Below are 14544 nucleotides of genomic sequence, written 5' to 3'. Positions count from 1 at the left end.
GCCTTTTCAACTATTTAAGTTTAAACACTCTCAGCAGATAGAAATAGTCGAGCCAAAACTAAAACACCACGTAACTAACACGATTAGAGTCAGCCTTTGCATTTAAACGCCGACACTAGTTTTATCGACAGATGCTCTTCGCTTACATAATAGGAAATGGCTAGGAAATAATAAGGCTGTAACTTACTGTATTGCATTCGATAGCTTTTATTACAGAAGCAACAAGTCAGTGACTTAACTTGCTAACTTCCGGTGTCAATATTCAGCTTATTTGGATTTCGTATATACCCCAATTTATAAAGCTTTATTGCTATTTGCTTGAGTTCTTTATTTTGTGGATTCGTTCGCTCCTTTAAAACGATAAGTTCTTGATACCGTTTGTGCATAAAGCGAGTGCTTTGATCTTTTTTTCTGCATTCAACACACCTAGTGCAATGTGCATCAATCCAAAAGCCTAGGTCTTCAAACCAATGTTTCTGCTCTTGTGCATAGAAAATAAATGGCCTGCCACATACTTCACACGTTTCTTCTATATCTACATAAATCTTGCGGGGATAAATAGCAAAATTCTGCTTAGAAGTATCTGCAAAAATTGCCGTTTCAGGAAAATATTGAAGGCTTGAGTAACGCCAGTGTGCACTGTCTATTGTGCATGCTGGCACTTCATCTTTGGAAACCAATGGAGCACTGCCATACCTTGGGTGAGTTACATAGTTCGGAATATTTTTTCTCGTCATATGCTTTGAAAAGTGCCGTTTAAAATTTTAATGGTATCGTGATTTTAATCACCCAAGAAACTTTTTCTTAATGATACTGCACCGCAGTAATTAACACAGGTTGACCTGAGCATTTTCATGCTCATAAAAAGCTGATTAAACTAGTAGTTCTATTCTTAGCTTACAGGTTTATGGAAGGTTTATAAGGAAGTGTTTAGCTTTTTGCTGGGAATAGGTTGATTTGTCTTTTGGGAAGAAAATAGGCTATGCCGACTTACACTTCAAACAACACCCAAGAAGAATTTGGGTGGCAGTCTTACCAGCCACATCTCGGCACACACGTCACACGCTGTGGCTGCTCCCTTCCGGGCCTGACCAGGTTCACCTGCTAGTGTTGCGAGAGGACCAATAAGACTACCATTGAGGGCCTTGTTTGGCGCGGGAGGGATTATCTCTAGTTTTAGCCTGTTATTCAAGGGGTATTCGAAAAAGAAAGTGCGATTGCATACTTGCTGTACAATCGCACTGTATTTAATGGTTTAAAAGCTTACTTTTCTAGTTCAGCTTTTATGTTACGTAATGCCGCTTTCACTTTTTTCATATTTTCAGGGCCCATACGCAAAAGCTGCTTTTGCGCTTGTGGAAGGTTTTCCCACTCTGAATAAGCATATTGATAAGTCACTGAGTTGCGTACTAATGGCATGTCACCTTTTGGTTCTGGCGTATCAAGTAGAACGTCAATCGCTTCTTCAAGAGTTTGATTAAAGGCATCGCCTTCGTAGCCAATCTCAGCATATGCTTCGTTTATTAATGGTTTATATTCATCATAAATGCGAATAGCCTGCGCAGCACTTAAACTAGTAAATAGTTTTACATAAGGGGTGTAGCGCTCATAACTGTTCGGATCAATCGTTAAAATATCACCTTCAATAACTTTAAATGACTCTTTTGGACGTTCAACAGGTGCATGGCTAGCTGCTACTTTGCCTTTTGCAATGTTATCTACATACACTACACCGCGACGAATAAGGTCATCGGTCACCATTAAACTCATAACCTGATCGCTCAGTACTTCGTCCATGCGAGCAACAACCACCTCATCGCTTTCGTTTAATGTAGGTAATGGTTCTACCTCTGGCACTGGCTCTTCTTCACGTGCTACAGGCTGCTCAACAACAACGGGCTCTGGTTCTGGTTCTGCAACTGGTTCGGGTTCTGGCTCTGGTTCGGGCTCTTGAAACTCCGCCATAGGTACTTCTTCAGTTACAATATCCTCTACGGTTTGCGTCGGCTTATCGTCTGGTTGGAGTAAAATATACGCTGCAACACAGGCAACAATAATTAAAATAACAACACCAAATATAAGGTTGTTATTAACTGGACGCTTTTGTACTTCGGTCTCTGACGAATGCTCTGACATACAGACTCCTTTAAAAAAACAGACATAAAACTCGACAAAATAACGTGAGCAATTAGGTAAACTTTGCTTCTTCTAGCTTAAAGACTTACAGTTGATAAATAAAGTAAAGACGCACAACAATTTAAATGCAACTATGAGCAGTAAGTTAAAAAAAACACAGCACTCTAAAATCGCCTTATTATTAACAGGTGGTGGCGCGCGTGCCGCTTATCAAGTCGGCGTGTTGAAAGCAATAACACAAAGTATGCCTCGTACTGCCCCATTACCTTTTACTATTATTAATGGGACATCAGCGGGGGCAATTAATTCCGCCGCACTTGCATGTTATGCGTCGTGCGCCCATTTGGCGAGTAAAAAGCTGGAATGGGTCTGGAAAAACTTTTCCACCTCTCAAGTGTACAAAAGTGATTTTTTAAGCGTGTTTTTACATCTAACACGTAATATTTTAACGAGTTTCCAGTCTGAACACATTAATCATCCACCAGCAAGCTTGCTAAATAATAAACCGCTGAGAAAACTTCTTAACGAAATTTTAGACTTATCACGTATAGAACGTAACTTACATAAAAACTACCTCGATGCTGTGTCTATTACTGCGTCAAGTTATACAACCGGTGATTCTGTCGCTTTTTTTCAATCGCTTACGCAAAAACCATGGCAACGGGCGAAACGTGAAGGCCAGGCAACGCGTATTAATGTAGAACATTTAATGGCATCAAGTGCTATTCCTATGGTGTTTCCAAGTGTTAATGTACATAACCATTATTTTGGTGATGGGTCTATACACCAGTTGTCACCACTGAGCCCTTCTGTGCATTTAGGCGCTGAAAAAATCTTTATTATTGGTGTTGATGAACCCAAAGAAATGCATCCTCCAGGGTATCAACCCCATTACCCTGGGCTTTCAAATATTGCAGGTCACCTGCTTGATAGTGTTTTTACCGACACGCTGCAATCTGATTTAGAGCGGTTAGAACGCATAAACAGAACACTTGGCTTGTTACCTGCGCGTGACAAACATCAAGAACTTAAACAGATTGATACCTGTATCATTAATCCCTCACAAAATTTTAATATGATTGCAGCACAATTTTATGACGATATGCCAATCGCGATTAAAGTGCTACTGCGTATGATAGGTGTAAAAAAACGCTCACAATCGAGTTTAACCAGTTACTTACTGTTCGAAAAACGCTATACCCAAAAGCTGATTGAAATAGGTTACCAAGACGGGCTCAATAAACTGCCCGAAATTCGTAAATTCTTAGAGCTTGACTAATTACTCTGTTCCATCGAGTAAATAATGTTCTACACGCTCTACTCGACGCGGTTTACCTTGTAAAACAAGAATATCGCCAGCCATTAATACTGTTTGCGATGATGGGGCTTCTATTTCCCTGTCTTGTCGGCGCAGTGCTCTAACCGATACTCGGCGCTGTTCGAGCTTTAGCTCACTGATTTTTTGATTCACAGCAAACGCATATTCAGGCAGTGCAATAACGTGTAAATATTCTAATCGATCAGAACTAGTTTCTTCGCTATCAAGCTTATCCCCAGTAAAAAAGCCATTTAAAAATTGATAGCGATTACGGCGCTCTTTACTCACTCTGCGAATAATTCGTGTCATGGGAACACCAGACATATAAAGCACATGCGAAACTAGCATTAAACTCGCTTCTAAGGTCTCTGGCACAACTTCTGTAACGCCTAACTCTTTAAGTGTTTCCAGCTCAGAATCATCTCGCATGCGGACTAAAATTTTTACTTTGGGCGCTATTTGTTTTATTGCATCAACAACGACTTGCGTTTGTTCAAAGTCTGCAAATGTAATAATAACAAGCCGTGCTCGCTCTACCCCTGCCGATTTTAAAATATCTTTTTGTTTTACATGACCAAAAATAATCGGTTCACCCGCAGCTTTTGCTTCTTGCAATAAAATAGGGTTACTTTCAATAGCCACGTACTCAATGGCCTCAGGCTTAAGAAAACGAGCAACAGTTTGCCCTACACGCGAAAAGCCACAAATCACCACATGATTATGATAAAGAGGACTGCTTGTAGCTGGCTGTTGCCAGTACTGACCTGCATGGGAAAGTAAACCAAAGCGCTTTAAAAGTACGGGGGTTTTCTCTATCAAATAAGGAGTGAGTGCCATTGATAATACGCCCACGGCAATAAGAAATGATGCTTGCTCTGTGCTGATCAGCAAATGCTGCGATGCCAGTGCGATTAATACAAAACCAAACTCCCCCATTTGCCAGAGCATAATGCCAGCAGCCACGGCATCTTGTTTACGCTCACCAATCACTTGCGCTGAAATTGCTAATACGGCAATTTTAAAAAAGAGCAGCCCAACTAATACAGCTAAGATCCAATACCAACTATTTAGCACATATAACACATCAAGCTGCATGCCGACCGTAACAAAAAATAGTCCCATTAAAATATCGCGAAACGGTCTAATATCAGCTTCTAATTGATGACGATATTGGCTCTCGCCTAGCATCATCCCTGCTAAAAATGCACCCAGTGCCATAGAAAGGCCAAATAAATACGTGAGGCCTGCTGCAAATAGTGCGACCAACAAGGTTGTTAAAACAAATAACTCATCGGTACGAACCAGCGCTATCTCACTGAATACCTTAGGTAAAATCCATTTCCCAATTGCCCACAATAAAGCGCATACAAATGCCCCTTTGGTTAATGCAAAAGCCAGTGCGCCGGCAATGGCATCTGAGCCACTTTGCGCTAAAAGCGGGTAAACAATTAACAACGGCACAACTGCAATATCTTGAAATAATAATACACCCACAGCAAGCTGACCACGCCGTTGATTCAGCTCGCCAGACTCCTTTAACAGCTTAACCACAACGGCTGTAGAAGATAACGCCATAAGTGTTGCAATCGTAAAGCTGTTTAACAGGCTATGCTCAAGCAATAGCAAAATAATGATAAAGACAACGCTAGTGACTACAACTTGCAATGATCCCAGCCCAAATACAATATTGCGCATTGCCATCAAGCGTGGAATCGAAAACTCAAGCCCAAGGCTAAAGAGCAAAAACACAATACCGAGTTCTGCTACAAAATGCATTTCATGGCTTTGCGCCATCCAGCCAATGCCGTGGCTTCCCGCCAATACACCGGTTGCCAAGTAGGCAAGAATAGGAGGTAAACCAATTCGTTTGAAGAACCAAACAAATACAACGGCAGCGACAAGCAAGCCAAACACTTGAATCAGTACATTTTGCAAGCAATAAACTCCTTTCAACTTGATGACCAGCTATACCTTTCTTTAAATATAGCAACCATTTGTTTTTCAGCCAGTTTAAAAAAGTGGCACAAATCTCGCTTACTCACAGTATCTAAACACTCCGGGGGGAGAATTATCGTGGAAAATGTCCATATTTTGACGCAGCGAGTGTCTGCACGCGGCGAATTCATGCCATTTTCGGCAGAGTATTACCGAAATAATGAACTAAGCAATGCGCATGGCCTTGTAGCGAAATTACAGACAACTCTATCAATTGAGGAAATTCTTACAATTTTTGCTGACCATGCTAAACAATTAATAAACTTGTCAGGTTTGCAATTTCAATCTTCCCTTGGTGTTTGCCAAAGTGCAGAAAGCGATACCAGCCAGACGCCTTATTCATTTGATTTAGATATCGAAAATGAGCGCCTTGGTCAGCTAATATACTTTAGTAAGTTTCCTATGGGACAAGCTATAAAAAGCAAATTGCAACAACTGCACAGCGCACTTATTTACCCATTACGTAATGCGGTTATGTATAACCGTGTATTACGACTTGCAACTAAAGATGCCTTGACCGGTCTCAATAATCGCAGCCAATTTAATGACAGCTTGGCACAAAGGCTTGAGCGTTGTCGCAGGCAACACCGCCCATTTAGCTTGATGTTGCTGGATTTAGATAACTTCAAACAAGTTAACGATAATTTTGGTCACAAGATTGGCGATGATGTACTGCAAGAGTTTTCTAAAGTACTAAATAAAAGCGTACGCGGCACCGATTCAATCTTTCGTTTTGGTGGTGATGAATTTGCTTTGCTTATCGATGACCCAGAATTTACAACCAACAAAGTGATTGCCGATCGCATTATGCACTTAGTTGCTCAGTCTGATTTAATGGCGCAATACAAGGTTACATCTAGCATAGGTTTTACACTTGCTAACAACCAAGACTGCGAAAACGAAGTATTTGCCCGTGCTGACAAAGGTCTTTACAAGGCTAAAGCAGCAGGCAGAAATTGCGCCAGAGCCTACTAATCAAATAGAAAGCCTAACATCCCCCGTTAGGCTTTTTTAACCATCAGCTTATAGCCCAGTAATACCAACCAAAAGCCAGAGAAAAAACCACTCAATAAATAAAGTAATGCAGCCATCGTGGTAAGGGGCGATATCACTACTAACGCCAGTGGCGTAAGCACGCCTAAAATAAAGAACACACCGCCTTTACCTGACCAATAAGCCAATAGCAATAACGAGCACACGACTCCGCCAGCGAGCGCATAAAAGAGCGTATTTAAAGTCAACTGTGTGAAAACAACACTCGCAATTACTGCAACTAACACCGACAACATAAATCCAAGCGGTGCCTTATTAACTAGTGATAAACCAGCATGTGGTTGTTCACTCATACATCTATCTCCCAAAAAATTCCATCATCAGCACTGTGCTGAGCACTAACAAAATAGCCAACCACCTGCACTAGCTCATCGTTATAGTAAATAAGCGGCACTTGCGCACGTAACCAAGGAGCTACTTTGGCATCTTTAAACCAATGCTTTAAGGTATTTGAACCTGGCTTGTTAACTGGCTTAATTCGAGCCTGTGGATTATTGAACATAACCTTCACTTGCTCATTTTCTAAAGGCATACGAACACCTTTGCCTCTATGCGGCGCAAGCATTCTGCCATCAGACAACTGCACGGGCTGTAAGTCAATCATCATTGCATCAGGAGCAGCTTGCTCAACAACAAAATACCAATGCTGTTGATGACGGCGCACATCACCGCTTTGCAAACTAATTTTCAATTGCGCATCAGCCTGCGCTGTTAAGCCTTGTTCAATAATTTGCCGCAGCTGATTTTCAGAAGGCAATTGGTGAGTAAATTGATTAAGCCACGCACGCACAAGGTTGGCTTGGCGAACTTCACTAAACTTTGCAACGGACCCACAACTTAAGCCCCCGTGCTGATTTTGACACTGTGCAAGGTCACTTTGCGTATATTCATCAAGTAGCGATTGCTGCTTCTGTAACAACCGAATACTGCGTGCAGCGCTTTTTTCAAACCCCTGAAAACGCATCGTTAATAGTGGCATCACTTGATGACGTAAAAAGTTACGATCAAAACGCTCATCGCTATTTGAATCATCTGTGATATGAGTAATGGCAAATTCATCAGCAAACTGTTCAATTTGCTCACGAGTAATATTAATGAGTGGCCTAAAACATACGCGTCCTGACGCGAGTAAGCGCTGCTGTTGCATCGATGCCAAGCCTTGCAAGCCTGAGCCACGTTTGAGTCGCAACAAGAAGGTTTCAAGCTGATCATTTAAATGCTGACCAAGTAGTAACACACTGCCCGCTGAACAGTTTTCATCGAGTGCTTGGTATCTGGCCTCTCGGGCTTGTGCTTCAAGTGAGGTACGTGCACGCTCAACAATTTCAACGCGCACCGCTTTAAATGCTACATCAAGCTTTTCACATAACGATTGACAAAACCTTTGCCACTCACCAGCATGTTGACTCAAACCATGATTGACATACACCGCTTCGATTTCAAGTTCAGGATACTGCATTCGCACAGTAGTCATTAAATGTAATAACACAACCGAATCAACACCACCGGATAAAGCCACACTAAAGCGCCTGTGCTGAATATTCAGTAAAGGCTGTAATTGAGCTAAAAAATGGTGATATAAATCTGATGTTTGCATTAAAAACCAATCAATATACAAGCGTAGTAGTTACAGGCATTATAAAACAAAGAAAGCCGCAAAAGCGGCTTTTTCGTTTATAAGCTGTGTTTAGCAATAACCAAACGACATTAAACGCTTGTAACGCTGATCAAGCATTTCATCTAGTGAAAGGCCTTGTAAGTCAGCTAGGTCACGCTTAAGTTGGTTTTTAAGGTTACGTGCCATCGCATCGTAATTACGATGTGCGCCACCTAGTGGCTCATCAATGACGTTGTTAATTAAATCAAGCTCTTTAACGCGTGCAGCAGTTACACCCATCGCCTCTGCAGCTAATGGTGCTTTATCTGCGCTTTTCCATAAGATTGATGCACAACCTTCCGGTGAAATTACAGAGTAAGTACTGTATTGCAGCATGTTTACACGGTCGCCCACACCAATTGCTAATGCGCCACCTGAACCACCTTCACCGATTACGGTACAGATGGTTGGTACTTTTAACGCCGCCATTACTTTTAGGTTACGTGCAATCGCTTCACTTTGACCACGCTCTTCAGCACCAACTCCTGGGTACGCACCTGGGGTGTCGATAAAGGTCATGATTGGCATTTTGAAACGCTCAGCCATTTCCATTAAGCGCAATGCTTTGCGGTAACCTTCTGGCTTTGGCATACCAAAGTTGCGTTTGATTTTTTCAGCCGTGTCACGCCCTTTTTGCTGGCCAATAACCATAACTGGTTGACCTTCAAAGCGTGCAACACCACCTAAAATAGCAGGGTCGTTAGCAAAAGTACGGTCGCCTGCTAGTTCGTCAAATTCCGTGAAAATGCGCTCGATGTAATCACGAGTATAAGGACGCAACGGATGACGGGCTAACTGAGAAACCTGCCAAGCACCTAATTCAGAGAAGATTTTCTCTTTCATTTCAGCGCTTTTCTCTTTTAATCGACTGACTTCCTCTTCTAATCCAAGGTCTAATTCGCCAGCGCGGCTTACATTTTGTAATTCTTCAATTTTTGCTTCTAATTCTGCGATTGGAAGCTCAAAATCAAGATAATTGAGGCTCATGCTCTAAACTACCTAATTAATTAAATTCTAGTTCTACATCTTGCGCCGCCATCAGTGATAACTTATGAATTAAGTCATCACTAGGCGTAACACACCATTCGGTTCCTAAGGTAATCTCAGCCAACGCATCCGGACGTTGATAGAATACTTTTATAGGACAAGTACCAAACTTATAAGGTTCCAGTACTTTTTGTAAATTATCGAAGAAGTTCGCCTCGATTTGCACCATATTCAACGTCATTTTAATCGCTTTTATACGTTTTTCTCGCGCTTGAGCAATGGTGCATATGTCTCTGGCGGTCATTGTAATGCCACCGGAGAAGTTATCAAAGCTGACCTGTCCAGATATCACCAAGATATTATTAACTTGTAGCATATCTTGGTACATTTCAAACTGTTCTGGGAATAAGCGTACATCAATACGGGCACTCTTGTCATCTAAAGTTACAAGACCCCAACGATTTCCTTTTTTATTAATAAGGGTTCGCGCATTAATAACAAGACCAGCTGCTGTTGACTGCACATCACGGTTTGTCGGTTGTAGGTCAACAAGGCGGCCTGATGTGTAGTGTCTTAGCTCTTTTCTATACTGATTTATAGGGTGACCAGTTAAATAAAGGCCCAACGTTTCTTTTTCGCCATCAAGCCATTCGTTATCCGTTAAATCAGTTGCTTTTATAAATGCTTGTTCAACTTCGTCAGGCTCTGTGGCTAATAACCCAAATAAATCGGCCTGACCTAATGATTCAGCCTTATGATGTTGATCGGCTGCTCGCATGGCATCTTTTAAGCTCGCTAATAAAGTCGCACGACCTGGCTGGGTTTTATCTGGCCCTAACTGGTCAAGCGCACCGGCATAAATTAGTTTTTCTACCACACGTTTATTTAAACGTTTTAAATCAACTCTCGCACAAAAATCAAATAAGTCTTTGAAAGCCCCACCTTCACTTCGTGCTTCTAAAATGGCTTCAACAGGCGCCTCACCTACTCCTTTAATAGCACCAATACCGTAAACAATCTCACCTTGACGGTTAACCGTAAACTTGTACTCACCCGCATTTACATCTGGCGGTAACAAGGTCAGTTTCATGTTTTCACATTCATCTACCAAGGTAACAATTTTATCGGTGTTATCCATATCCGCCGACATTACCGCAGCCATAAACTCTGCTGGGTAGTGGGTTTTCATCCACAGCGTTTGATACGACACCAATGCATAAGCCGCAGAGTGAGATTTGTTAAAACCATAACCTGCGAACTTCTCTACCAAGTCGAAGATTTTCATTGCAAGTTCGCCGTCAACTCCGTTATTAACAGCGCCTTCTTCGAAGGTTGAACGTTGCTTTGCCATCTCCTCTGGCTTTTTCTTACCCATCGCACGACGCAGCATGTCAGCGCCACCTAGCGTATAGCCAGCCAGTACCTGCGCAATCTGCATTACCTGTTCTTGATAAAGAATAATACCGTAGGTCGGTTCTAGAATGGGTATCAAGCTATCGTGTTGCCACTGCACATCAGGATAAGATAACTCTTCACGACCATGCTTACGGTCGATAAAGTTATCTACCATGCCTGATTGCAATGGACCAGGGCGGAATAGTGCTACCAGTGCGATCATATCTTCGAAGCAGTCGGGCTTTAGACGACGAATAAGGTCTTTCATACCACGAGATTCTAACTGGAATACCGCGGTGGTTTCGGCGCGTAGCAGTAACTCAATGCTTGGCTTATCATCAAGTGGAATAGCGTTGATATCAACCGGCTCTTTGCCCTCTCGGGCTAAGCGCTCGTTAGTCATATCAATTGCCCATTGCAAGATGGTAAGTGTTCTTAGACCTAAGAAGTCAAACTTAACTAAACCCGCCGTCTCAACGTCGTTTTTATCAAATTGCGTTACCGGGAATTTACCTTCATCATCACAATAAAGAGCAGCAAAGTCAGTGATAGTGGTTGGTGATATTACAACACCACCGGCGTGCTTACCGGCGTTACGTGTACAGCCTTCAAGGATGCGACACATATCAATAAGCTCTTTGACCTCTTCATCACCGTCGTAGGCTTCTTGTAAACGAGGCTCAACATCAAACGCTTTAGCCAAGGTCATGCCCGGATCGCCCGGTACTAGTTTAGAAATACGATCAACAAAGCCGTAAGGGTGACCAAGTACACGGCCTACGTCACGGATAACCGCTTTTGCAGCCATGGTACCAAAGGTAATAATCTGAGATACCGCGTCACGACCATAAAGCGCCGCTACGTGATCTATTACCTCATCGCGCCTATCCATACAGAAGTCGACGTCGAAATCGGGCATTGAAATACGTTCGGGGTTCAAGAAACGTTCGAATAGTAAGTCAAATTCGAGCGGATCAAGGTCGGTAATTTTCAGCGCGTAAGCCACCAATGAGCCGGCACCTGAACCACGCCCAGGACCTACCGGAATATTGTTATCTTTACTCCACTGAATGAACTCCATTACGATCAAGAAGTAACCAGGGAAACCCATTTGGTTGATTACGTCGAGCTCTATTTTTAAACGCTCGTCATACTCACCACGCTTTTCTTTACGCTCTTGCTCATCTGGAAACAAGAACTGTAAACGCTCTTCAAGGCCATCTTCAGAGACCTTAACCAAGAAGTCTTCTATTTTCAGCGAACCGGTTGGGTAATCTGGTAAGAAGTAAGTCCCGAGCTGCACGGTTACATTACAGCGCTTGGCAATTTCCACAGTGTTTTCTAACGCTTCAGGAATATCACTAAATAGCTCAGCCATTTGCTGTGCTGTTTTAAGATATTGCTGCTCAGAAAAACGTTTTGGTCTGCGCTTATCTTCAAGCGTGTAACCATCATGAATTGCTACGCGGATTTCATGGGCTTCAAAGTTCTCTGGTTTTAAAAACACCACTTCGTTCGTTGCTACCACAGGTAACTGCTCTTGTGCGGCAAGCTCAACGGCTAGGTGTAAATAATCTTCTTCTAATGGGCGTTCTGTTCGAATTAATTCAAGGTAGTAATGATCGCTGAAATGCTGTTTATAAAAGCTTACTACTGACTCAATAAGCCCTGCATTACCTTTAAGCAGTGCTTTGCCTAAATCACCATCTTTCGCGCCAGAGAGAATAATCAAGCCGTCTTTTAACTCAACTAACCATTCACGATCAATAACTGGGCGATGAAATAAATGCCCGCGTTGATACGCCTTAGAAATCAATAATGTGAGATTTTTATAGCCGTCATTATCTTTCGCTAAGATGGTTATACGACATGGTTCATCTTCAAACTCAGGGCTTCTTAGCCAAAAATCAGCGCCAACAATAGGTTTAATACCCGCGCCATGGGCAGCACCATAAAAACGCACCAAACCACATAAGTTCATTTGATCGGTGATTGCCAGCGCAGGCATTTGTAACTCTTCAGCCTTTGCAACTATTGGTTTTGTTTTAGCAAGACCATCCACCATTGAGAAATCTGAGTGAACACGTAAGTGGACAAATTGCGGCGTTGGCATTAGCGTTGCTCTCCTTTTAACGCCAAAATGCGCTGTACAGGTTTAAAGCTTTTACGATGCTCTGCAATTGCACCGTATTGTTCAAGTGCCGCAAAATGTGCTTTTGTCGGGTATCCCTTATGGCCTGCAAAACCATAATCTGGGTAACGTTTATCGAGCTCGATCATTTCATCATCGCGGGCAACTTTAGCCAAAATGGACGCTGCTGAAATTTCAGCTACTAAACTATCACCTTTTACAACAGCTTGAGCAGGGACCGTTAATTGAGTTGGCACACGATTACCATCAATAAATACAAACTCAGGCTTTACACTCAAGCCTTCAACAGCACGACTCATTGCCAGCATAGTGGCATGTAAAATATTTAATTCGTCAATTTCAGTTGGGCTACAACGGCCAATAGCATAGCAAAGTGCTTTTTCTTTTATTTCGGTTGCAAGCAATTGACGCTTTTTATCGGAAAGCTTTTTTGAGTCAGTTAAACCTGCAATAGGTTTAGCAGGATCTAAAATAACCGCGGCTGTGACTACATCACCGACTAATGGACCACGGCCAACTTCGTCGACACCCGCAATAAAGTTAACGTTAGGTCGTTCAATCTGCATCTAGTAACTCCGCAACTGCAGCCGCAGCTTGTTCATTGGCATTTAATCTAATTTCTTTGTGAATAGCTAAAAAGCGTGCTTTCAGTTTTGCATTATCGGAATTTAACATGGGTGTTAATGCATCAACTAAGTTCTCAACATTACACTCTGTTTGCAAATATTCAGGCACCAGCTCTTCATCTGCCAATAAATTTGGCAATGAAAAATATTTAATATTGAAAGTGAATAATGTTTTGAAAATCCAATAACTCATTGGTTTTATTTTATATCCAACAACCATAGGTTTTTTATAAAGCATGCCTTCAAGTGTTGCCGTACCTGATGCGAGTAAAATAGCATCCGCTGCTTGCATAGCGAGGTTTGATTTACCGTCTAATAGCGCTAACTTTAACTGTGGTGCTGTTTTTTCTAACACATCGCAAAATTGAGCTTTGCGTTTTTCATTAACTAAGGGCACCACAATTTTAAGCTCAGGGTTCGCAGCTTGTAGCTTTGCAGCTGTTTGAATATAAGTTTCGCTTAACAGGCCGACCTCTGAGCCTCGACTGCCTGGTAATAACGCAAGCACCTTATCCGTTTGAGCTAAACCTAACTGATGGCGTGCATCATTTTGGTCATGTTCAAGCGCAATATCATCTGCAAGCGTATGCCCAACAAATGTACAAGGCACATTATGCTTATCATAAAATGCTTTTTCGAACGGTAACAGTGCTAACACTAAGTTAGTTGCAGCACTAATTTTGTGAATACGTTTTTCGCGCCATGCCCACACCGACGGACTAACATATTGAACCGTTTTGATACCCGCCTCTTTTAAAGGCTTTTCAACACGCAAGTTAAAGTCTGGTGCATCAATACCAATAAACACATCAGGTGGGTTATCGATAAAGTGCTGTACAAGCTGCTTACGAATTTTTAGTAAACGCGGTAAGCGGCCTAAGACCTCAACGAGCCCCATAACCGATAATTCGTCCATATCAAATAGTGTTTTGCAGCCAGCCGCTTGCATACGTGGGCCTGCAATGCCTTCAAATATGGCATCTGGAAAACGGACTTTAAGTGCTTTTACCAGTCCCTCACCTAAAATATCACCTGATAACTCGCCTGCCACCAAGGCAATACGTAACGGCTTTTTTTGTTCTTTCATTCGTTGATAATTCGCAACTTAAAGGCACATATAAAAATTAGTTTACCGTGTTTTAGCAATAGGATAAATGTCACACGCTGAATAAATACTAGAAATTGAAATAACGCTCAAAGGTTAAGCATTTAAGCCTCTTTATAA

The 14544-nt window shown here is 42.1% G+C and carries 11 protein-coding genes and 1 other RNA gene; 2 read left to right on the top strand and 10 right to left on the bottom strand.

Features of this window, described 5'->3' with window-relative positions; all coding sequences use genetic code 11:
• Positions 1–242: 242 nt before the first annotated feature.
• From NYF15_RS13680 to NYF15_RS13670, 3 genes are all read right to left on the bottom strand, one after another.
• Complete coding sequence (locus tag NYF15_RS13680; protein ID WP_300543067.1) at positions 243–737, bottom strand: zinc-ribbon domain-containing protein; 495 nt, start codon at positions 735–737, stop codon at positions 243–245.
• A 293-nt stretch (positions 738–1030) separates the two neighbouring features.
• Positions 1031–1127: signal recognition particle sRNA small type (gene ffs / locus NYF15_RS13675), an RNA gene on the bottom strand.
• Positions 1128–1263: 136 nt separating this feature from the next.
• Positions 1264–2136, bottom strand: a complete 873-nt coding sequence (locus NYF15_RS13670; protein ID WP_062569898.1) for a DUF3014 domain-containing protein — start codon at positions 2134–2136, stop codon at positions 1264–1266.
• A gap of 133 nt (positions 2137–2269) precedes the next feature.
• Here NYF15_RS13670 and NYF15_RS13665 point away from each other — a divergent pair, with 133 nt between their 5' ends.
• Positions 2270–3415 carry a patatin-like phospholipase family protein gene (locus NYF15_RS13665; RefSeq protein WP_130150626.1) on the top strand — a complete coding sequence of 382 codons (1146 nt, stop codon included), beginning with the start codon at positions 2270–2272 and terminating at the stop codon, positions 3413–3415.
• Here the strand turns inward: NYF15_RS13665 and NYF15_RS13660 are convergent, their stop codons facing one another.
• Positions 3416–5389, bottom strand: coding sequence for a monovalent cation:proton antiporter family protein (locus NYF15_RS13660; RefSeq protein WP_193987553.1), 1974 nt, complete (start codon positions 5387–5389; stop codon positions 3416–3418). It lies immediately after the preceding gene.
• 138 nt (positions 5390–5527) lie between these two features.
• On the opposite strand from NYF15_RS13660, the gene NYF15_RS13655 reads away from it, so the two are divergent.
• A complete protein-coding gene (locus NYF15_RS13655) occupies positions 5528–6424 on the top strand; it encodes a GGDEF domain-containing protein (RefSeq protein WP_237118236.1) in 897 nt (298 codons plus the stop codon).
• 26 nt (positions 6425–6450) lie between these two features.
• Here NYF15_RS13655 and NYF15_RS13650 read toward each other — a convergent pair whose 3' ends face one another.
• The 6 genes from NYF15_RS13650 to lpxB form a co-directional block, all read right to left on the bottom strand.
• Complete coding sequence (locus tag NYF15_RS13650) at positions 6451–6795, bottom strand: hypothetical protein (protein WP_371353838.1); 345 nt, start codon at positions 6793–6795, stop codon at positions 6451–6453.
• Positions 6792–8099 carry a tRNA lysidine(34) synthetase TilS gene (gene tilS, locus NYF15_RS13645; protein WP_371353837.1) on the bottom strand — a complete coding sequence of 436 codons (1308 nt, stop codon included), beginning with the start codon at positions 8097–8099 and terminating at the stop codon, positions 6792–6794. Before tilS ends, NYF15_RS13650 begins: the two co-directional genes overlap by 4 nt.
• Positions 8100–8189: 90 nt before the next feature.
• Positions 8190–9146, bottom strand: coding sequence for an acetyl-CoA carboxylase carboxyl transferase subunit alpha (gene accA / locus NYF15_RS13640; RefSeq protein WP_054553102.1), 957 nt, complete (start codon positions 9144–9146; stop codon positions 8190–8192).
• Between the two features lie 16 nt (positions 9147–9162).
• On the bottom strand, positions 9163–12654 hold the full coding sequence (gene dnaE / locus NYF15_RS13635; protein ID WP_237118233.1) for a DNA polymerase III subunit alpha: 3492 nt from the start codon (positions 12652–12654) through the stop codon (positions 9163–9165).
• Positions 12654–13259 carry a ribonuclease HII gene (rnhB, locus tag NYF15_RS13630; RefSeq protein WP_371353836.1) on the bottom strand — a complete coding sequence of 202 codons (606 nt, stop codon included), beginning with the start codon at positions 13257–13259 and terminating at the stop codon, positions 12654–12656. The genes dnaE and rnhB overlap by 1 nt, the downstream gene beginning before the upstream one ends.
• Positions 13249–14406, bottom strand: coding sequence for a lipid-A-disaccharide synthase (gene lpxB / locus NYF15_RS13625; protein WP_130150620.1), 1158 nt, complete (start codon positions 14404–14406; stop codon positions 13249–13251). Before lpxB ends, rnhB begins: the two co-directional genes overlap by 11 nt.
• Between the last annotated feature and the right edge of the window lie 138 nt (positions 14407–14544).

It is taken from the genome of Pseudoalteromonas sp. 68 DY56-GL68 (assembly GCF_041414825.1).
GTDB lineage: Bacteria > Pseudomonadota > Gammaproteobacteria > Enterobacterales > Alteromonadaceae > Pseudoalteromonas.
The sequence above is the reverse complement of the archived record's forward strand: the minus strand, read 5'-3'. Positions and strand labels throughout refer to the sequence as shown.

What these genes read in the sequence shown, in the direction of transcription:
- tilS (WP_371353837.1), bottom strand. Translation starts at nt 8,099, where the DNA reads ATGCAAACATCAGATTTATATCACCATTTTTTAGCTCAATTACAGCCT.
- accA (WP_054553102.1), bottom strand. Translation starts at nt 9,146, where the DNA reads ATGAGCCTCAATTATCTTGATTTTGAGCTTCCAATCGCAGAATTAGAA.
- lpxB (WP_130150620.1), bottom strand. Translation starts at nt 14,406, where the DNA reads ATGAAAGAACAAAAAAAGCCGTTACGTATTGCCTTGGTGGCAGGCGAG.
- NYF15_RS13680 (WP_300543067.1), bottom strand. Translation starts at nt 737, where the DNA reads ATGACGAGAAAAAATATTCCGAACTATGTAACTCACCCAAGGTATGGC.
- dnaE (WP_237118233.1), bottom strand. Translation starts at nt 12,654, where the DNA reads ATGCCAACGCCGCAATTTGTCCACTTACGTGTTCACTCAGATTTCTCA.
- NYF15_RS13670 (WP_062569898.1), bottom strand. Translation starts at nt 2,136, where the DNA reads ATGTCAGAGCATTCGTCAGAGACCGAAGTACAAAAGCGTCCAGTTAAT.
- NYF15_RS13650 (WP_371353838.1), bottom strand. Translation starts at nt 6,795, where the DNA reads ATGAGTGAACAACCACATGCTGGTTTATCACTAGTTAATAAGGCACCG.
- rnhB (WP_371353836.1), bottom strand. Translation starts at nt 13,259, where the DNA reads ATGCAGATTGAACGACCTAACGTTAACTTTATTGCGGGTGTCGACGAA.
- NYF15_RS13665 (WP_130150626.1), top strand. Translation starts at nt 2,270, where the DNA reads ATGAGCAGTAAGTTAAAAAAAACACAGCACTCTAAAATCGCCTTATTA.